Genomic DNA, 17,498 nt, shown 5'->3' with positions numbered 1-17,498 from the left:
ATTCTCTCCTGGCCCCCGATTTCCGGGGCCTTGCGCCTGGACTACGCTTGTTCCACAGCAGTCCAAACAAAAAGGTGCGGGTATGAGCGAGGTGGATTCAAATGATGTGCTGGTCAGCTTTCGTGGCGTGCAGAAGAGCTACGACGGCGAGAACCTGATCGTCAAAGACCTCAACCTGGAGATTCGCAAGGGCGAGTTCCTCACCCTGCTCGGGCCTTCCGGTTCGGGCAAGACCACCAGCCTGATGATGCTCGCCGGCTTCGAGACGCCGACCGCAGGGGAAATCCAGCTGGCCGGGCGGTCCATCAACAACGTGCCGCCGCACAAGCGTGACATCGGCATGGTGTTCCAGAACTACGCGTTGTTCCCGCACATGACCGTCGCCGAGAACCTGGCGTTCCCGCTGTCGGTACGGGGCTTGAGCAAGACCGACATCAGCGAGCGGGTCAAACGCGTGTTGAGCATGGTCCAGCTCGATGCCTTCGCCCAGCGCTACCCGGCGCAACTCTCCGGCGGCCAGCAGCAGCGCGTGGCCCTGGCCCGCGCGCTGGTGTTCGAACCGCAATTGGTGCTGATGGACGAACCCCTCGGCGCCCTCGACAAGCAACTGCGCGAACACATGCAGATGGAGATCAAGCACCTGCACCAGCGCCTCGGCGTGACTGTGGTGTACGTGACCCATGACCAGGGCGAAGCGCTGACCATGTCCGACCGCGTGGCGGTGTTCCACCAGGGCGAGATCCAACAGATCGCCGCGCCGCGCACCTTGTACGAAGAACCGAAGAACACCTTCGTCGCCAACTTCATCGGTGAGAACAACCGCCTCAATGGTCGCCTGCACAGCCACACCGGCGAGCGCTGCGTGGTGGAGCTGGCGCGGGGCGAGAAGGTCGAGGCGCTGGCGGTGAACGTCGGCCAGGTCGGCGGCCCGGTGACCCTCTCGGTGCGCCCGGAGCGCGTCAGCCTCAATGGTTCCAGCGAAAGCTGCGTCAACCGTTTCTCGGGGCGGGTGGCGGAATTCATCTACCTGGGCGACCACGTGCGCGTGCGCCTGGAAGTCTGCGGCAAGACCGATTTTTTTGTGAAACAACCGATTGCCGAGCTGGACCCAGCCCTGGCGGTCGGCGACGTGGTACCGATTGGCTGGCAAGTCGAGCACGTTCGCGCACTCGACCCACTTCTAGAGGCGAATTGATCGCCCCCTGGCTTCACCAACCCTGCACGTGGAGAGAACAACAATGTTGAGATCCCTTAAGTATTCGGCGCTGGCCATTGGCTTGATCGGCGCAACCCAGGCCATGGCAGGCCCGGACCTGACGGTCGTGTCCTTCGGTGGCGCGAACAAGGCGGCCCAGGTCAAGGCGTTCTACGCACCGTGGGAAAGCGCGGGCAATGGCAAGATCGTCGCCGGCGAGTACAACGGTGAAATGGCCAGGGTGAAAGCCATGGTCGACACCAAGAGCGTGTCCTGGGACCTGGTGGAAGTGGAATCGCCGGAACTCTCCCGTGGCTGTGACGAAGACATGTTCGAGCCGCTGGACCCGAAACTGTTCGGCAACACCGCCGACTACGTGAAGGGCGCGATCCAGCCATGTGGCGTGGGCTTCTTCGTGTGGTCGACCGTGCTCGCCTACAACGCCGACAAACTCACCTCCGCCCCCACCAGTTGGGCAGATTTCTGGGACACCAAGAAATTCCCAGGCAAACGCGGCCTGCGTAAAGGTGCCAAGTACACCCTGGAATTCGCCTTGATGGCCGACGGCGTTGCGCCGAAAGACGTGTACAAAGTGTTGGCCGGCAAAGATGGCCAGGACCGTGCATTCAAGAAACTCGATGAACTCAAGCCGTCGATCCAGTGGTGGGAAGCCGGCGCACAGCCGCCGCAGTACCTCGCTTCCGGTGACGTCGTGATGAGCTCGGCCTACAACGGCCGCATCGCCGCCGTGCAGAAAGAAAGCAACCTCAAAGTGGTGTGGAACGGCGGCATCTACGACTTCGACGCCTGGGCCATCCCAAAAGGCCTGGCCAAGGACCGTGCCGAAGCGGCGAAGAAATTCATCGCCTTCTCGGTACAGCCTCAGCAACAGAAGACCTACTCGGAAAACATCGCCTACGGCCCGGCCAACACCCAAGCCGTGCCGTTGCTGGCCAAGGACATTCTCAAGGACATGCCGACCACCCCGGAAAACATCGCCAACCAGGTGCAGATCGATGTGAGCTTCTGGGCAGATAACGGCGAGCAGCTGGAGCAGCGCTTCAACGCCTGGGCGGCCAAGTAACCCATGTGGGAGGGGGCTTGCCCCCTCCCACAGGGGGTCTGTATTTATCTTTAAGATTCGGAGTCAGCCATGGCCATCGCCGTTCCCTCGAACGAGGTCAACAGCCCCACCCTCAAGCAGCGCCTGGCGCGTGCCGAGCGGCTCAATCGCTGGAAGGCCCAGGCCTTGATTGCGCCGCTGGTGCTGTTCTTGCTGCTGGTGTTCCTGGTGCCGATCATTGCGTTGCTGTTCAAGAGCGTCGGCAACCCGGAAGTGGTGGGTGGCTTGCCGCGTACCGTGGTCGCGGTGACGGCCTGGGACGGCCGTGGCTTGCCGGGTGAACCGGTGTACCAGGCCCTCAGCGAGGATCTGGGCGAGGCGCGCAAGAACCAGACCCTGGGCGATCTGTCCAAGCGCTTGAACATGGAACTGGCCGGCTACCGCAGCCTGCTGACCAAAACCGCGCGGGCGCTGCCGTTCAGTGAAGCGCCCGGCTCTTATAAAGAAGCGTTGGAAAACCTCGATGAACGCTGGGGCGACCCGGCGTACTGGCAGGCGATCCGGCGCAACACCAGCAGTCTGACGCCGTTCTACCTGCTGGCGGCCGTCGACCATCGCATCGACGACCTTGGCGAAGTCGCCCCGGCCACGCCGGACCAGGCGATCTACCTGGACATCTTCGCCCGTACCTTCTGGATGGGCCTGGTGATTACGGCCATCTGCCTGCTGCTGGCCTATCCCTTGGCGTACCTGCTGGCCAACCTGCCGGCGCGCAAGAGCAACTTGCTGATGATCCTCGTGCTGCTGCCGTTCTGGACCTCGATCCTGGTACGGGTAGCGGCGTGGATCGTGTTGCTGCAGTCCGGCGGCCTGATCAACAGCGCATTGATGGGCATGGGCCTGATCGATAAACCCTTGGAACTGGTGTTCAACCGCACCGGGGTCTACATCTCGATGGTGCATATTCTGTTGCCGTTCATGATCCTGCCGATCTACAGCGTGATGAAGGGCATCTCGCCCACCTACATGCGTGCGGCTATTTCCCTGGGTTGCCACCCATTCACCAGCTTCTGGCGCGTGTACTTCCCGCAGACCTACGCCGGTGTAGGCGCCGGTTGCCTGCTGGTGTTCATCCTGGCGATTGGTTACTACATCACCCCGGCCCTGCTGGGCAGCCCGAACGACCAGATGGTCAGCTACTTCGTGGCGTTCTACACCAACACCAGTATCAACTGGGGCATGGCGACGGCGCTGGGCGGCTTGCTGCTGCTGGCCACCGTGGTGCTGTACCTGATCTACAACCGGCTGGTGGGCGCCAGTCGCCTGCGCCTGAGCTGAGGAGACCTTGCGATGCTGAGCCCTTACATGTCGCCCGTTGAACGGGTCTGGTTCTACAGCTTGCGGATCCTCTGCGGCTTGATCCTGTTGTTCTTGATCCTGCCGGTGCTGGTGATCATCCCGTTGTCCTTCAACAGCGGCAGTTTCCTGGTGTATCCGTTGCAGGGTTTTTCACTGCACTGGTATCAGGACTTCTTTGCCTCCGCCGAGTGGATGCGGGCGCTGAAGAACAGCATCATCGTTGCCCCGGCGGCCACGGTGTTGGCGATGGTGTTCGGCACCCTGGCGGCCATCGGCCTGACACGCGGCAACTTCCCCGGCAAGGCGCTGGTGATGGCGCTGGTGATTTCACCGATGGTGGTGCCGGTGGTGATTATCGGTGTGGCCAGCTACCTGTTCTTTGCACCGTTGGGCCTGGGCAACAGCTTCTTCTCGTTGATCGTGGTGCATGCGGTGCTGGGCGTACCGTTTGTGATCATCACGGTGTCGGCCACGTTGCAGGGGTTCAACCACAACCTGGTGCGGGCGGCCGCCAGTCTCGGGGCTTCGCCACTCACGGCATTCCGCCGGGTGACCTTGCCGTTGATCGCGCCGGGGGTGATCTCCGGCGCGCTGTTTGCCTTCGCCACGTCGTTCGATGAAGTGGTGGTGACGCTGTTCCTCGCCGGCCCTGAGCAAGCGACTTTGCCGCGCCAGATGTTCAGTGGTATCCGTGAGAACCTCAGCCCGACGATTGCGGCGGCGGCAACCTTGTTGATTGCCTTCTCGGTGTTGCTGTTGCTGACCCTGGAGTGGTTGCGGGGGCGTAGCGAGAAACTGCGTACGGCGGCAGTCTAACGGCTTGCTGGAGATTCAAGTGTGGGAGGGGGCTTGCCCCCCGATGAGGGCGTGTCAGTGAATAAATTCTTACCTGACCCACTGCAATCGGGGGCAAGCCCCCTCCCACATGGTTTTGTGTCGTGTTGGAAATCACCATTCAGCCTCTGAATGCTAGGCAACCCAAGTTTCCGAGCTACTCTTGTGCCAGCCCATTTCTTAATAAGAGGCCGCGCACATGAGTACTTCCTCATTCAAGATCGCCCACAAACTGCTCACCGGCGCTGGCGCCATCGAACAACTGGCCTTTGAGCTCACCCGCCTGGATGTGGACAACCCGCTGATCGTCACCGACGCCGCGCTGGTCAAATCCGGCACCGTGGCGCTGGCCCTCGAACACCTGGGCGAACGTGCCTACGAGATTTTCGACCGCGTACTGCCCGACCCGGAAATCGCCATCGTCGAAGATTGCATGCGCGCTTACCGCGAAGGCGGGCATGACGGCCTGATCGGCGTGGGCGGTGGCAGCGCCATCGATATCGCCAAAAGTGTTGCCGCCTACGCCGGTTACCACGGTGCGCTGGCGGACCTCTTTGGCGTCGACCAGGTGCCGCGCAAGGGCCCGCCGTTGATCGCCATCCCGACCACGGCCGGCACGGGTTCGGAGGTGACCAATGTGGCGATCCTCTCCGACAAGGCCGCACAGCTTAAAAAAGGCATCGTCAGCGACTACCTGCTGCCGGATGTGGCGCTGATCAGCCCGCAAATGACCCTGACCTGCCCGCGCAGCGTTACTGCCGCCAGTGGCGTGGATGCGCTGGTGCATGCCATCGAATCCTACCTGTCACTGAATGCCTCGCCGATCACGGATGCGCTGGCCATCGGCGCGATCAAACTGATTGCCAAGGCGCTGCCCAAGGCCTACGCCAACCCGGCCAACCTGCAGGCCCGTGACGACATGGCCACCGCCAGCCTGATGGCCGGCATGGCGTTCGGTAACGCCGGGGTCGGTGCGGTGCATGCGTTGGCGTACCCCCTCGGCGGGCGTTTCAATATCGCCCACGGCGTGAGTAATGCGCTGCTGCTGCCCTATGTGATGCACTGGAACAAACTGGCTTGTGTCGAACGCATGCAGGATATCGCCCAGGCCATGGGTGTGAATGTCAGCGGCTTGAGCGTCAACGACGCGGCCGACCAGGCCGTGGACGCGATGACGCGACTGTGTGCCGCCGTCGAGATCCCGGCAGGCCTGCGCAGTTTCGGCGTGCCCGAGGACGCGATCCCGGCCATGGCGGTTGAGGCGGCAGGCATTGAGCGGCTGATGCGCAACAATCCGCGCAAGCTCAGCGCCGCCGATATCGAGAAAATCTACCGGGCGGCTTACTAGCCGTTGAGCCAGGTCACGGTGCGCGCGGCAAAGCATGAGGTATACAATGCGCGCCATCGTGATTTAGCTCAAAAAAGGTGCGTCATGCAGCCCTTCGTTATTGCTCCATCGATTCTCTCCGCCGATTTCGCCCGCCTGGGTGAGGAAGTGGACAAGGTGTTGGCCGCCGGTGCCGACTTCGTGCACTTCGACGTCATGGACAACCACTACGTGCCCAACCTGACCATCGGCCCGATGGTGTGTGCGGCGCTGCGCAAGTACGGCATCACCGCGCCGATCGATGCGCACCTGATGGTCAGCCCGGTAGATCGCATCATTGGCGACTTCGTGGAAGCCGGCGCGACCTACATCACCTTCCACCCGGAAGCCTCGCTGCACGTCGACCGCACCCTGCAACTGATCCGCGAAGGCGGCTGCAAGGCGGGCCTGGTGTTCAACCCGGCCACGCCGCTGAGCGTGCTTGAGTACGTGATGGACAAGGTCGACATGATCCTGCTGATGAGCGTCAACCCAGGCTTCGGCGGGCAGAAGTTCATCCCCGGCACCCTGAACAAGCTGCGCGAAGCCCGCGCGCTGATCGATGCTTCCGGCCGTGATATCCGCCTGGAGATCGACGGCGGAGTCAACGTCAACAATATCCGTGAAATCGCAGCGGCCGGTGCCGACACCTTCGTGGCCGGCTCCGCGATCTTCAATGCGCCGGACTACCAGGAAGTCATCGACAAGATGCGTGCCGAACTGGCGCTGGCGCGTCCATGAGCGGCTTTGAGCGGCTGTTCCCCGGCAAACTGCCACGGCTGGTGATGTTCGATCTGGACGGTACCTTGATCGACTCGGTGCCCGACCTGGCGGCGGCGGTGGACGAGATGCTGCTCAAGCTGGGGCGCAAGCCAGCCGGGATCGAGTCGGTGCGTGAGTGGGTCGGCAACGGCGTGCACATGCTTGTGCGCCGCGCCTTGGCTAACAACATCGATGCCGAAGGTGTCGATGATGTGGAGGCCGAGCATGCGCTGGAACTGTTCAATGCCGCCTATGAAGACGGCCACGAACTGACCGTGGTTTACCCCGGCGTACGTGACACCCTCAAATGGCTGAGCAAGCAGGGCGTGGAAATGGCCCTGATCACCAACAAGCCGGAACGCTTCGTAGCGCCGCTGCTGGACCAGATGAAAATCGGCCGGTATTTCCGCTGGATCATCGGCGGCGATACCCTTCCGCAGAAAAAGCCCGATCCGGCGGCGCTGTTTTTCGTGATGAAAATGGCCAATATCCCGGCTTCGCAGTCGTTGTTTGTCGGCGATTCACGCAGTGATGTGCAGGCGGCGAAGGCCGCAGGCGTGCAGTGTGTGGCCCTCAGCTACGGCTATAACCATGGTCGGCCGATCGCCGAAGAGTCGCCTTCATTGGTGATTGATGACCTGCGCCTGTTAATCCCCGGTTGCTTGGGAGCGGGCGCTGAGATAACGTTGCCCGATACCGATCCGTCCCCTTCTGGAAATTCCATCGTGGTGGTCACTCGCAAACTCTGGATGAAAGTTATCAAGGCCCTGGCCCGCTGGCGTTGGCGCGCCTGACTGATCCTGGCCGCGCTCTGCGGCACGTTTGCATACCTGACTGTTAGACCCTCAAGCCACGAGGCATATCATGACCCGCGAAGAATTCCTGCGTTTGGCCGCTGCCGGCTACAACCGCATTCCCCTGGCCTGCGAAACCCTGGCCGACTTCGACACGCCGCTATCGATCTACCTGAAACTGGCCGACGAGCCTAACTCCTACCTGCTCGAGTCGGTACAGGGCGGCGAGAAGTGGGGGCGTTACTCGATCATCGGCCTGCCGTGCCGCACGGTGCTGCGGGTACATGACCATCATGTGAGCATTACCCATGATGGCGTCGAGATCGAAAGCCATGATGTAGAAGACCCGTTGGCGTTTGTCGAAGCCTTCAAGGCGCGCTACAACGTGCCGACCATTGCCGGCCTGCCGCGCTTCAACGGCGGCCTGGTGGGTTACTTCGGCTACGACTGCGTGCGTTATGTGGAAAAACGCCTGGGCAAATGCCCGAATCCGGATCCATTGGGGGTGCCGGACATCCTGCTGATGGTCTCCGACGCGGTGGTGGTGTTCGACAACCTCGCCGGCAAAATGCACGCAATCGTGCTGGCCGACCCGTCCCAGGCCGATGCGTTCGAGCAAGGCCGGGCCAGCCTCGAAGCCCTGCTGGAAAAACTGCGTCAGCCGATCACTCCGCGTCGCGGCCTGGACCTCAGTCGTCCGCCGGCGGCCGACCCGGTGTTCCGCTCCAGCTTTACCCAGGATGACTACGAACGTGCGGTCGATACCATCAAGGAATACATCCTTGCCGGTGACTGCATGCAGGTGGTGCCGTCGCAACGCATGTCCATCGACTTCAAGGCCGCGCCGATCGATCTCTATCGCGCATTGCGCTGCTTCAACCCCACGCCGTACATGTACTTCTTCAACTTTGGTGACTTCCACGTGGTGGGCAGTTCGCCGGAAGTGCTGGTGCGCGTCGAAGACAACCTGATCACCGTGCGCCCGATCGCCGGTACGCGCCCACGGGGTGCGACCGAAGAAGCCGATTTGGCGCTGGAAGAAGACCTGTTGAGCGACGACAAGGAAATCGCCGAGCACCTGATGCTCATCGACCTGGGGCGTAACGACACCGGGCGGGTCTCGGAAATCGGCTCAGTGAAGCTCACCGAGAAGATGGTGATCGAGCGTTATTCCAACGTGATGCATATCGTCTCCAACGTTACCGGCGAGCTGAAGGCTGGCCTGACGGCGATGGATGCGTTGCGCGCGATTCTGCCGGCGGGCACCTTGTCGGGTGCGCCGAAGATCCGCGCGATGGAAATCATCGACGAGCTGGAGCCGGTCAAGCGCGGCGTCTACGGCGGCGCCGTGGGTTATTTCGCCTGGAACGGCAACATGGACACGGCCATTGCGATCCGCACGGCCGTGATCAAGGACGGGGAGTTGCACGTGCAGGCCGGTGGCGGGATTGTCGCCGACTCGGTGCCGGCCCTCGAATGGGAAGAAACCCTGAACAAGCGCCGCGCGATGTTCCGCGCCGTTGCGCTGGCTGAACAGACCCCCAATTCCTGAGGTTTCCCCCATGTTGCTGATGATTGATAACTACGACTCCTTTACCTACAACGTTGTGCAGTACCTGGGCGAGCTGGGTGCAGAGGTCAAGGTGGTGCGCAACGACGAATTGACCGTGGCCGAGATCGCTGCCCTGAACCCGGAGCGCATCGTGGTTTCGCCAGGCCCGTGCACGCCGACCGAGGCGGGTATTTCCCTGGAAGCGATCCAGTATTTCGCCGGCAAGCTGCCGATCCTGGGCGTATGCCTGGGCCACCAGTCCATCGGCCAGGCCTTTGGCGGTGACGTGGTGCGTGCACGGCAGGTGATGCACGGCAAGACCAGCCCGGTATTCCATCATGATCAGGGCGTGTTCCATGGGCTCAACTTGCCGGTGACCGTGACCCGCTACCATTCGTTGGTGGTCAAGCGCGAAACCCTTCCGGATTGTCTGGAACTGACCGCCTGGACCCAACTGGAGGACGGCTCGGTCGACGAGATCATGGGCCTGCGCCACAAGACACTGAATATCGAAGGGGTGCAATTCCACCCCGAATCGATCCTGACCGAGCAGGGCTACGAGCTGTTCGCCAATTTTCTCAAGCAGAGCGGCGGCACGCGCTAAGGACTTTCCATGGATATCAAGACTGCCCTGAGCCGTATCGTCGGCCACCTGGACCTGAGCACCGCTGAAATGAGCGATGTGATGCGCGAGATCATGACCGGTCAATGCACCGACGCGCAGATCGGCGCGTTCATGATGGCCATGCGCATGAAGAGCGAGAGCATCGACGAGATCGTCGGCGCCGTGTCGGTGATGCGCGAGTTGGCTGACAAGGTCGAACTCAAGACCCTCGACGGTGTGGTCGACGTGGTCGGCACCGGCGGTGACGGTGCGAACATCTTCAACGTGTCGACGGCGTCTTCTTTTGTCGTCGCGGCGGCGGGCTGCACCGTGGCCAAACACGGTAACCGCGCGGTCTCCGGCAAGAGCGGCAGTGCCGACCTGCTGGAAGCGGCGGGCATCTACCTGAACCTGACTCCGGTACAAGTGGCGCGCTGTATTGACAGCGTCGGCATTGGCTTCATGTTTGCCCAATCCCATCATGGTGCGATGAAGCACGCCGCCGGCCCGCGCAAGGACCTCGGCCTGCGTACCCTGTTCAACATGCTCGGCCCGCTTACGAATCCGGCCGGTGTGAAACACCAGGTGGTGGGCGTGTTCAGCCAGGCGTTGTGCCGCCCACTGGCCGAAGTGCTGCAACGCCTGGGCAGCAAGCATGTGCTGGTGGTGCACTCCAAGGATGGCCTGGACGAATTCAGCCTGGCAGCGCCGACCTTCGTGGCGGAACTGAAGAATGACCAGGTCACCGAATACTGGGTCGAACCGGAAGACTTGGGCATGAAGAGCCAGAGCCTGCACGGCCTGGCGGTGGAAAGCCCGGCGGCTTCGCTGGAACTGATTCGTGATGCACTGGGTCGTCGCAAGACCGAGAACGGTCAAAAAGCCGCCGAGATGATTGTTTTGAATGCTGGCGCGGCACTTTATGCAGCCGACCACGCCTATAGTCTTAAGGAAGGTGTTGCTTTGGCCCACGATGCGCTGCACACCGGTCTGGCTCGTGAGAAGCTCGAAGAGCTGGGAGCATTCACCGCAGTATTCAAGATGGAGAATGAAGGATGAGTGTGCCGACCGTTCTGGAAAAGATCCTGGCCCGCAAGGCTGAAGAAGTCGCCGAGCGGCGTGCCCGCGTGAGCCTGGCCGAGTTGGAAGCCCAGGCAAAGATCGCCGATGCACCGCGCGGCTTCGCCAATGCGTTGATCGCCCAGGCCAAGCAGAAGCAACCGGCCGTGATCGCCGAGGTCAAGAAAGCCTCGCCGAGCAAAGGCGTGATCCGCGAACACTTTGTGCCATCGGAAATCGCCGTCAGCTATGAGAAGGGGGGGGCGACTTGCCTGTCCGTGTTGACCGATATCGACTACTTCCAGGGTTCCGACCTGTTCCTGCAGCAGGCTCGCGCCGCGTGCAAGTTGCCGGTGATCCGCAAGGATTTCATGGTCGACCCGTACCAGATCGTCGAAGCCCGTGCCCTGGGCGCCGACTGCGTGCTGCTGATCGTTTCCGCGCTGGATGACGTGAAGATGGCCGAGCTGGCTGCCGTCGCCAAAAGCGTCGGCCTCGACGTGCTGGTGGAAGTGCACGACGGTGATGAGCTGGAACGCGCCCTGAAAACCCTCGACACACCGCTGGTGGGGGTCAACAACCGCAACTTGCACACCTTCGAAGTCAGCCTGGAAAACACCCTCGACCTGCTGCCGCGCATTCCGCGTGACCGCCTGGTGATCACCGAGAGCGGCATCGTCAACCGCGCCGATGTTGAGTTGATGGAGATCAGCGGCGTTTACTCGTTCCTGGTGGGCGAGACGTTCATGCGTGCCGAGAACCCGGGGGCTGAATTGCAGCGCCTGTTCTTCCCGGAGCGGGGCGTGGCGGTCAGCGGTTCGACGCTGGATTGATGATGACGCAGCCGGTTGCGATGACCGTCGAAGCCGGACTTGCCGCCGAGCAGGACCTGCTGGCTGCTGTTTGCGCAGGTGAGCGGGAGTATGGGTTGTTGTTCTGGCAACCCAGCGACCAGGCTTTGGTTATGCCACGTCGGTTGAGCCGCTTGCCGGCCTTTGAAACTGCCAGCCAAGTCTCCGCCGACGCCGGTTGGCCGGTGCTGCTGCGTGAAACCGGCGGTGAGCCGGTGCCGCAGTCGAGCGCCACGGTCAACATTGCCCTGGTCTACGCCCCGCCGCGCAGTGAAGGCGACCAGAATCGTATCGAAACCGGTTACTTGCGTTTATGCCAACCGATCTGCGACTTGCTGATCGAGTTGGGTGGCAAAGCGTCTGTCGGCGAGATCGACGGCGCATTTTGCGACGGTCGCTACAACGTCAATCTCAATGGTCGCAAAATGGTTGGCACTGCCCAGCGCTGGCGTCAAAGCGGGGGGCGCCCGGTGGGCCTGGTGCACGGTGCACTGTTGCTGGAAAACGATCGTGAAGAACTGATCGCGGCGGTCAACCGCTTCAATCAAGCCTGCGGTCTCGACCAGCGGGTGCGTGCCGAGAGCCATATCGCCCTGCACGAAGCCTTCCCGGCGCCGGATGCGATCAGCCGGCTCGACACGTTGTACCGTCAGATGTTGGCCAGCTTCCTGCCGGCTTAACGGGTACCGAATACCACCATCGTCTTGCCTTTGACGTGCACCAGGTTGCGTTCTTCCAGGTCCTTGAGTACGCGCCCGACCATCTCCCGTGAACAGCCGACAATGCGCCCGATTTCCTGGCGCGTGACCTTGATCTGCATGCCATCGGGGTGCGTCATGGCGTCGGGTTGCTTGCACAGGTCAAGCAGGCAGCGGGCAACGCGACCGGTGACGTCGAAGAATGCCAGGTCGCCGACTTTGCGCGTGGTATCGCGCAGGCGTTGCGCAATCTGGCCGCTGAGGACGTAAAGGATGTCCGGGTCGTGCTGGGCCAGTTCGCGGAACTTGGCGTAGCTGATCTCGGCCACTTCGCACTCGACCTTGGCGCGTACCCATGCGCTGCGTTCCTGCTCTTTGCCGGCTTGTTCGAACAGCCCCAGTTCCCCAAAAAAATCCCCGGTGTTCAGGTAGGCGATGATCATTTCGCGACCGTCTTCATCTTCGATCAGGATGGTGACCGAGCCTTTGATAATGAAGAACAGCGTTTCGGAGCGTTCACCGGCGCAAATGATGTTGTGTTTGGCCGGGTAGCGGCGGCGCTGGCAATGCATCAGCAGTTTGTCGAGATTCTTGATCTTGGGTATGGGAGTAAGGGCAACCATGGTTGTATCCCGAAAAGACTGCGCGAAATAGTTGGAGTTGTTGTATTCATCGGTATCGGCATTGATACACGCTGTATAAAGGGTGGCATTACGCCATCGATTTGGCGTCAGCTTAACAGACACATTCTGACTCGATTAACCAATTTTCCGCGCAAACCCTGCTATTGATCGCTTTTGTGCGAAACGCTGAGGCACGGAGGCGCTGTGCTAAGCTGGCGACCCTTTTTTTACAGTGGAGTCTGGGCGATGAAGGCACGCATCCAATGGGCGGGCGAAGCCATGTTCCTCGGTGAGTCGGGCAGTGGTCATGTGGTGGTCATGGACGGCCCGCCGGAAGCCGGTGGCCGCAACCTGGGCGTTCGCCCGATGGAAATGCTCCTGCTTGGCGTAGGCGGTTGCAGCAATTTCGACGTGGTCAGCATCCTGAAGAAGTCACGCCAGGCTGTGGAGAGCTGCGAAGCTTTCCTGGAGGCCGAGCGTGCCACTGAAGATCCGAAGGTATTCACCAAGATCCATATGCATTTCGTGGTGAAGGGGCGGGCGCTGAAAGAGGCGCAGGTGAAGCGCGCTATCGAACTGTCGGCCGAGAAGTACTGCTCGGCATCGATCATGCTAGGCGCGGCCGGGGTGGCCATCACCCATGATTACGAAATCATCGAACTGGGTTGATCGCTCAATCGACGGGCAAAAAGAAAGGGCGCTGTGATAGCGCCCTTTTTTGGGCTCAGATTCGGTACGTGCTTTTAGTCATGACCTTGGCCAATAGGCTCATGCCAAACCGCACCGGTGCCGGAAAGCGAAAACCACCGGCATCCAGCGCGCTTTCTGCGTGATGTTCTTCATCGATACGCATCTGTTCAAGAATGGCCCGGGATTTTTCATCTTCGGCCGGCAGTTGTTCCAGATGCTCGTCCAAGTGTTTGCACACCTGATGTTCAGTTGCTGCGACAAAGCCCAGGCTGACCTTGTCGCTGATCAGGCCGGCTGCAGCGCCGATCCCGAACGATAAACCGTAAAACAGCGGGTTCAACACGCTGGGGTGGCTGCCCAGTTGGCGAATGCGTTGCTCGCACCAGGCCAAATGGTCGATTTCTTCCTCGGCGGCATGTTCCATGGCGGCGCGAACCTGCGGCAGCTTGGCGGTCAGCGCCTGGCCCTGGTACAGCGCCTGGGCGCAGACTTCGCCGGTATGGTTGATGCGCATCAGGCCGGCGACGTGGCGGGTCTCGGTCTCGCTCATCTGCGCGTCGGGCTGCACGATGGCAGGCGAAGGGCGATACGGTTGGCCGCTGAAGGGCAGCAGCGTACGCATGGCCATGTCGGCTTGCAGCAACAGACGGTCAATCGGCGAGTAGTGACGTTGGGTAGTCATGCTGACCTCCGGGAAGAATCTCGGCGGCCAGTTTACCGCAAGAGAGGGGCAAGCGTTTGCGTTGCGTCAAGTGCATGGGGTCGCAGCCAGGGGCCGCGACCCTTGTTCGGGGGGGAATCAGCCCGGCGGCCAGTTCATCTGGCGCTGACCCAGCACATGCATATGGATGTGATAAACGGTTTGCCCGCCTTTCGGGTTGCAGTTCATCACCACCCGAAAGCCTTCCTCACAGCCTTGTTCCACGGCCAGGCGCTGGGCAGTGAACAGAATGTGGCCGGCCAAGGCTTTGTCTTCTTCGGTCAGGTCATTGAGGGTGGGGATGTACTTCTTGGGAATGACCAGGAAATGCACAGGCGCCGCCGGGTGGATGTCCTTGAACGCCAGGACTTGGTCATCTTCGTAGATGATGTCCGCGGGTATTTCTCTGTTGATGATCTTGGTGAACAGAGTATCCACAGCTGTTTCTCCATTATGAAAGTGCAGGGTGAGTGTACCCAGCCCGTCAGCGTGGGCAATAGGCCTTGTTGATGGCGCCGGCGATCTTGCGGGTCAGCCAGCGTGGGCTGAAGCGTGGGCTGAAGGCGATCCAGCGGTTGCGACGGCCAGGAATGATGATGGCTTTGTTCTTTTCCAGGGCGCGTACGGTATAGAGCGCCACTTCTTCGGGGCTCATCAGCTGTTGGCTGCGATCGAGCTTGGCAGTGTCCATTTGCGCGGTGCCGAAGAAGGCGGTGCGCGTCGGGCCGGGGCAGAGGACCGAGACCTTGATGCCGCAGGTCTTCAATTCTTCGCGCAGGCCTTCGGAGAAGTGCAGTACATAGGCTTTGCTGGCGTAGTAGGTGCTCATCCAGGGGCCGGGCTGGAATGCCGCGACAGATGCCACATTGAGAATCTGCCCGCCGCCGTGCAGCGCCATGGCATTGCCGAGCGCGTGGCACATACGGGTCAGGGCCAGGATGTTGACCTCCATCAGGTCCTGTTCAGTCATCCAGTCCTGGGCCAGGAACGGCCCGCTGGTGCCAATGCCGGCGCAGTTCACCAGCAGGTCGATCTGGCGTTCGCCTTCTTCAAGCTCCAGCAGGAACCCGGACAAGCGCAGCGGCTCGCCCAGGTCGCAGGCCCGGAACAGCACCTCGACGCCAAAGCGTTGAGTCAATTCGATTGCAATGCTTTCCAACTGATCACGCTGGCGGGCCACCAGAATCAAGCTGCGGCCGCGACGTGCCAGTGCTTCGGCCAGGGCCAGGCCGATGCCGCTGGAGGCGCCGGTGATCAGAGCGTAACGGGTCATGCCTTTCTCCATCGCAACGCCGCCGCGCCTGTAACAAAGGCATTACAGGCCGGGGGCGTTTCTTCACTGTTCTGGAGAGTCTACAGGTTCGCCCGCTTCGTCAGCACTCTGCGCTTCGTCTTCTTCAGCGGTGGTGGCTTGGTCGGCGTCTTCATCGGAGGTGATGGAGCTGCTTTCGTAGCTGCTGTCCACGTTGGCTTCGAGCTGGTCCAGGTAACCGTTCATGCCCAAGGTCACCACGATGGCAAGCATGACCGGAATAAACGCCAACCACAGCGTGGCCAGGACTTTTACCGCGGTGGAGTTACGTGGCGGTGGCGCGCCGTACTGGTTGGCGCCCGCATTGCCCGGCAATACCAGCAACAGGATCGGGAAGACACTGTTTACCAGCGGCACCAGGTTGAGGAGATACAACCAGCCCGACCAGCCCAGGTCATGCAGGCGCTGCACGCCGATCTGCACACTGACCCATACCAGCGCCACAAACAGCGCGAGACCCAGTAGTACTCCGATGATGGTGCCCGCAATCGGCGACGCGGTGGCCACGGCAAAGCTGACGGTGCTGATGATGCCGCCCGCAACCAGCATCGCCAGGGTCAACACCAGGGTCCATGCCAGGTAGCGCAGGCGGCCGATGCGGCCATGGATAGTGAAGACTTTGAGGGTCGCGTACTCGGGCAAATCATCACCTACCGTCGCCCGGGGCGGAGCATAAGGTGACGCCGCCGGTCGCGCGAAGCCAGAAGGACCGGAGTCCGTCTCGTGGGTCTCGGCAAGGCTGAAGGCCACGGGTTGTTCAGGTTCGATACGCGCGTCGACCCCGGCGTTTTTCAGCGCGGTGAGGTAGGTTTCCGCATCCGGGCGAGACAGGTCGCGCTTGAGTGCAACCGGGCGGCCGGTAAAGAGCTTCTCGATGGCTTCGACTTCGCTCTTGAAGAGCTCGGCCAGGTTCAGTTTGGCCGTGGTGCTTTCGACACCCGGGAGCAAGGCTCCATCAAACACAATCTTGAAACGGTTGTCGCTCATGCGGGCTTCCTTGTCACTTGTTCAGGGAGGTAGGGCAGGCCTGTTCAGTCGGCAGGCCTAGCGGTTGGGTCACCGTGGCCAGCGCAGTTGTGCCGCCTGTTCGCGTGCCTTGCGGTATTCGGCATCCAGGCGCGCAACGAGTTCATCGACGCTGGGCAAATCATCAATCTCACCGACGCCTTGGCCAGCAGACCATACAGTCTTCCAGGCCTTGGCCTCGTCGCTCAACGGCTTGAGCTTGGAGCCGAAGTTGACTTCACCTTTGCCTTGCAGGGCGGCGAGGTCGAAACCGGCGTTTTCCAGGCTCTGGCGCATAAAGCTGGCGGGTACGCCGGAGACAGCGGGAGTGTGCACGATGTCGGCGGCGCGCGATGTGAGCAGCATCTCTTTATACGCATCAGGGGCATGGCTTTCGGTGGTGCCGATAAAGCGCGTGCCGAAATAGGCCAGGTCTGCACCGAGCAGTTGGGCTGCGAGAATCTCGTGCCCGTGGTTGAGGCAGCCGGCCAACAGCAGGGTTTTGTCGAAGAACTGGCGGATCTCGGCAATCAACGAGAATGGGCTCCAGGTGCCGGCATGGCCACCGGCACCTGCCGCCACGGCGATCAGGCCATCCACACCGGCCTCGGCAGCCTTCTCGGCATGGCGGCGGGTGGTGACATCGTGGAACACCAGGCCGCCGTAGCTATGCACCGCGTCCACCAACTCTTTGACGGCACCCAGGCTGGTAATGACGATGGGCACTTTATGCTCAACGCAAATCGCCAGGTCTGCCTCCAAGCGGGGATTGCTGTTGTGCACGATCAGGTTGACGGCGTAGGGCGCAGGGTTGTCCAGCAGCGCCAGGCCCGCTTCGATTTCCTCCAGCCAAGCCTTGAAGCCACTGCTTTCGCGTTGGTTAAGCGCCGGGAAACTCCCGACCACCCCATTGCGGCAGCACGCCAGGACCAGTTGCGGGTTGGAAATCAGAAACATCGGCGCCGCCACGACGGGCAGGCGCAGACGTTGTTCAAGCAGAGCGGGCAGCGACATTGGAGGTACCCCGAGTA

General features: G+C 61.4%; 19 protein-coding genes. 13 read left to right on the top strand and 6 right to left on the bottom strand.

All coding sequences use genetic code 11. From position 1 onward, the window contains the following. Positions 1–82: 82 nt before the first annotated feature. The 12 genes from M2497_RS28680 to M2497_RS28625 all read left to right on the top strand — a co-directional run bounded on the left by M2497_RS28680 (position 83) and on the right by M2497_RS28625 (position 12,119). Positions 83–1,195, top strand: coding sequence for an ABC transporter ATP-binding protein (locus tag M2497_RS28680; protein WP_058424775.1), 1,113 nt, complete (start codon positions 83–85; stop codon positions 1,193–1,195). A 43-nt stretch (positions 1,196–1,238) separates the two neighbouring features. Beyond that, complete coding sequence (locus tag M2497_RS28675; RefSeq protein ID WP_248484943.1) at positions 1,239–2,279, top strand: ABC transporter substrate-binding protein; 1,041 nt, start codon at positions 1,239–1,241, stop codon at positions 2,277–2,279. Positions 2,280–2,348: 69 nt separating this feature from the next. Further along, complete coding sequence (locus tag M2497_RS28670; RefSeq protein WP_058424777.1) at positions 2,349–3,596, top strand: ABC transporter permease; 1,248 nt, start codon at positions 2,349–2,351, stop codon at positions 3,594–3,596. A 12-nt stretch (positions 3,597–3,608) separates the two neighbouring features. Then, entirely contained in the window at positions 3,609–4,433 is an 825-nt protein-coding gene (locus M2497_RS28665; protein WP_015886162.1) for an ABC transporter permease, read from the top strand. A 217-nt stretch (positions 4,434–4,650) separates the two neighbouring features. Further along, the gene (locus tag M2497_RS28660; protein WP_179029317.1) at positions 4,651–5,799 is read left to right on the top strand and encodes an iron-containing alcohol dehydrogenase; all 1,149 of its coding nucleotides are present in this window, start codon (positions 4,651–4,653) and stop codon (positions 5,797–5,799) included. Positions 5,800–5,883: 84 nt separating this feature from the next. Then, complete coding sequence (gene rpe, locus M2497_RS28655) at positions 5,884–6,558, top strand: ribulose-phosphate 3-epimerase (protein ID WP_025857056.1); 675 nt, start codon at positions 5,884–5,886, stop codon at positions 6,556–6,558. Next, complete coding sequence (locus M2497_RS28650; protein WP_248484942.1) at positions 6,555–7,373, top strand: phosphoglycolate phosphatase; 819 nt, start codon at positions 6,555–6,557, stop codon at positions 7,371–7,373. Before rpe ends, M2497_RS28650 begins: the two co-directional genes overlap by 4 nt. A gap of 70 nt (positions 7,374–7,443) precedes the next feature. Then, on the top strand, positions 7,444–8,925 hold the full coding sequence (gene trpE, locus M2497_RS28645) for an anthranilate synthase component I (protein WP_025857058.1): 1,482 nt from the start codon (positions 7,444–7,446) through the stop codon (positions 8,923–8,925). A 10-nt stretch (positions 8,926–8,935) separates the two neighbouring features. Beyond that, positions 8,936–9,529, top strand: coding sequence for an aminodeoxychorismate/anthranilate synthase component II (locus M2497_RS28640; RefSeq protein WP_071490220.1), 594 nt, complete (start codon positions 8,936–8,938; stop codon positions 9,527–9,529). Between the two features lie 9 nt (positions 9,530–9,538). After that, entirely contained in the window at positions 9,539–10,588 is a 1,050-nt protein-coding gene (trpD, locus tag M2497_RS28635) for an anthranilate phosphoribosyltransferase (RefSeq protein ID WP_010206948.1), read from the top strand. Then, on the top strand, positions 10,585–11,421 hold the full coding sequence (gene trpC / locus M2497_RS28630) for an indole-3-glycerol phosphate synthase TrpC (RefSeq protein WP_071494303.1): 837 nt from the start codon (positions 10,585–10,587) through the stop codon (positions 11,419–11,421). Before trpD ends, trpC begins: the two co-directional genes overlap by 4 nt. Then, a complete protein-coding gene (locus tag M2497_RS28625; protein WP_248484941.1) occupies positions 11,421–12,119 on the top strand; it encodes a lipoate--protein ligase family protein in 699 nt (232 codons plus the stop codon). Before trpC ends, M2497_RS28625 begins: the two co-directional genes overlap by 1 nt. Here M2497_RS28625 and crp read toward each other — a convergent pair. Further along, entirely contained in the window at positions 12,116–12,760 is a 645-nt protein-coding gene (crp, locus tag M2497_RS28620; RefSeq protein WP_071494301.1) for a cAMP-activated global transcriptional regulator CRP, read from the bottom strand. The genes M2497_RS28625 and crp overlap by 4 nt on opposite strands. 246 nt (positions 12,761–13,006) lie before the next feature. Between crp and M2497_RS28615 the strand changes: the two genes are divergently transcribed. Then, positions 13,007–13,429, top strand: coding sequence for an OsmC family protein (locus M2497_RS28615; protein ID WP_005792019.1), 423 nt, complete (start codon positions 13,007–13,009; stop codon positions 13,427–13,429). A 55-nt stretch (positions 13,430–13,484) separates the two neighbouring features. Here M2497_RS28615 and coq7 read toward each other — a convergent pair whose 3' ends face one another. The 5 genes from coq7 to M2497_RS28590 all read right to left on the bottom strand — a co-directional run bounded on the left by coq7 (position 13,485) and on the right by M2497_RS28590 (position 17,481). Continuing rightward, a complete protein-coding gene (gene coq7 / locus M2497_RS28610) occupies positions 13,485–14,132 on the bottom strand; it encodes a 2-polyprenyl-3-methyl-6-methoxy-1,4-benzoquinone monooxygenase (RefSeq protein WP_015886151.1) in 648 nt (215 codons plus the stop codon). 117 nt (positions 14,133–14,249) lie between these two features. Then, positions 14,250–14,588, bottom strand: coding sequence for a histidine triad nucleotide-binding protein (locus tag M2497_RS28605; protein ID WP_248484940.1), 339 nt, complete (start codon positions 14,586–14,588; stop codon positions 14,250–14,252). A 46-nt stretch (positions 14,589–14,634) separates the two neighbouring features. Further along, positions 14,635–15,423, bottom strand: a complete 789-nt coding sequence (locus M2497_RS28600) for an SDR family oxidoreductase (RefSeq protein WP_248484939.1) — start codon at positions 15,421–15,423, stop codon at positions 14,635–14,637. A 63-nt stretch (positions 15,424–15,486) separates the two neighbouring features. After that, positions 15,487–16,449 (bottom strand): DUF805 domain-containing protein, encoded by a 963-nt coding sequence (locus tag M2497_RS28595; protein ID WP_248484938.1) that lies wholly within the window; start codon positions 16,447–16,449, stop codon positions 15,487–15,489. A gap of 69 nt (positions 16,450–16,518) precedes the next feature. Continuing rightward, the gene (locus M2497_RS28590; protein WP_029296746.1) at positions 16,519–17,481 is read right to left on the bottom strand and encodes a nitronate monooxygenase family protein; all 963 of its coding nucleotides are present in this window, start codon (positions 17,479–17,481) and stop codon (positions 16,519–16,521) included. Between the last annotated feature and the right edge of the window lie 17 nt (positions 17,482–17,498).

The organism is Pseudomonas sp. CYM-20-01, from assembly GCF_023169845.1.
GTDB classification, from domain to species: Bacteria; Pseudomonadota; Gammaproteobacteria; order Pseudomonadales; family Pseudomonadaceae; genus Aquipseudomonas; species Aquipseudomonas azotoformans.
Note: the sequence above shows the minus strand (reverse complement) of the source record. Positions and strands in the feature narration are given on the sequence as shown.

Coding starts and splice junctions, on each gene's coding strand:
- M2497_RS28680 (WP_058424775.1), top strand. CDS start 83: ATGAGCGAGGTGGATTCAAATGATGTGCTGGTCAGCTTTCGTGGCGTG.
- M2497_RS28675 (WP_248484943.1), top strand. CDS start 1,239: ATGTTGAGATCCCTTAAGTATTCGGCGCTGGCCATTGGCTTGATCGGC.
- M2497_RS28670 (WP_058424777.1), top strand. CDS start 2,349: ATGGCCATCGCCGTTCCCTCGAACGAGGTCAACAGCCCCACCCTCAAG.
- M2497_RS28665 (WP_015886162.1), top strand. CDS start 3,609: ATGCTGAGCCCTTACATGTCGCCCGTTGAACGGGTCTGGTTCTACAGC.
- M2497_RS28660 (WP_179029317.1), top strand. CDS start 4,651: ATGAGTACTTCCTCATTCAAGATCGCCCACAAACTGCTCACCGGCGCT.
- rpe (WP_025857056.1), top strand. CDS start 5,884: ATGCAGCCCTTCGTTATTGCTCCATCGATTCTCTCCGCCGATTTCGCC.
- M2497_RS28650 (WP_248484942.1), top strand. CDS start 6,555: ATGAGCGGCTTTGAGCGGCTGTTCCCCGGCAAACTGCCACGGCTGGTG.
- trpE (WP_025857058.1), top strand. CDS start 7,444: ATGACCCGCGAAGAATTCCTGCGTTTGGCCGCTGCCGGCTACAACCGC.
- M2497_RS28640 (WP_071490220.1), top strand. CDS start 8,936: ATGTTGCTGATGATTGATAACTACGACTCCTTTACCTACAACGTTGTG.
- trpD (WP_010206948.1), top strand. CDS start 9,539: ATGGATATCAAGACTGCCCTGAGCCGTATCGTCGGCCACCTGGACCTG.
- trpC (WP_071494303.1), top strand. CDS start 10,585: ATGAGTGTGCCGACCGTTCTGGAAAAGATCCTGGCCCGCAAGGCTGAA.
- M2497_RS28625 (WP_248484941.1), top strand. CDS start 11,421: ATGATGACGCAGCCGGTTGCGATGACCGTCGAAGCCGGACTTGCCGCC.
- crp (WP_071494301.1), bottom strand. CDS start 12,760: ATGGTTGCCCTTACTCCCATACCCAAGATCAAGAATCTCGACAAACTG.
- M2497_RS28615 (WP_005792019.1), top strand. CDS start 13,007: ATGAAGGCACGCATCCAATGGGCGGGCGAAGCCATGTTCCTCGGTGAG.
- coq7 (WP_015886151.1), bottom strand. CDS start 14,132: ATGACTACCCAACGTCACTACTCGCCGATTGACCGTCTGTTGCTGCAA.
- M2497_RS28600 (WP_248484939.1), bottom strand. CDS start 15,423: ATGACCCGTTACGCTCTGATCACCGGCGCCTCCAGCGGCATCGGCCTG.
- M2497_RS28595 (WP_248484938.1), bottom strand. CDS start 16,449: ATGAGCGACAACCGTTTCAAGATTGTGTTTGATGGAGCCTTGCTCCCG.
- M2497_RS28590 (WP_029296746.1), bottom strand. CDS start 17,481: ATGTCGCTGCCCGCTCTGCTTGAACAACGTCTGCGCCTGCCCGTCGTG.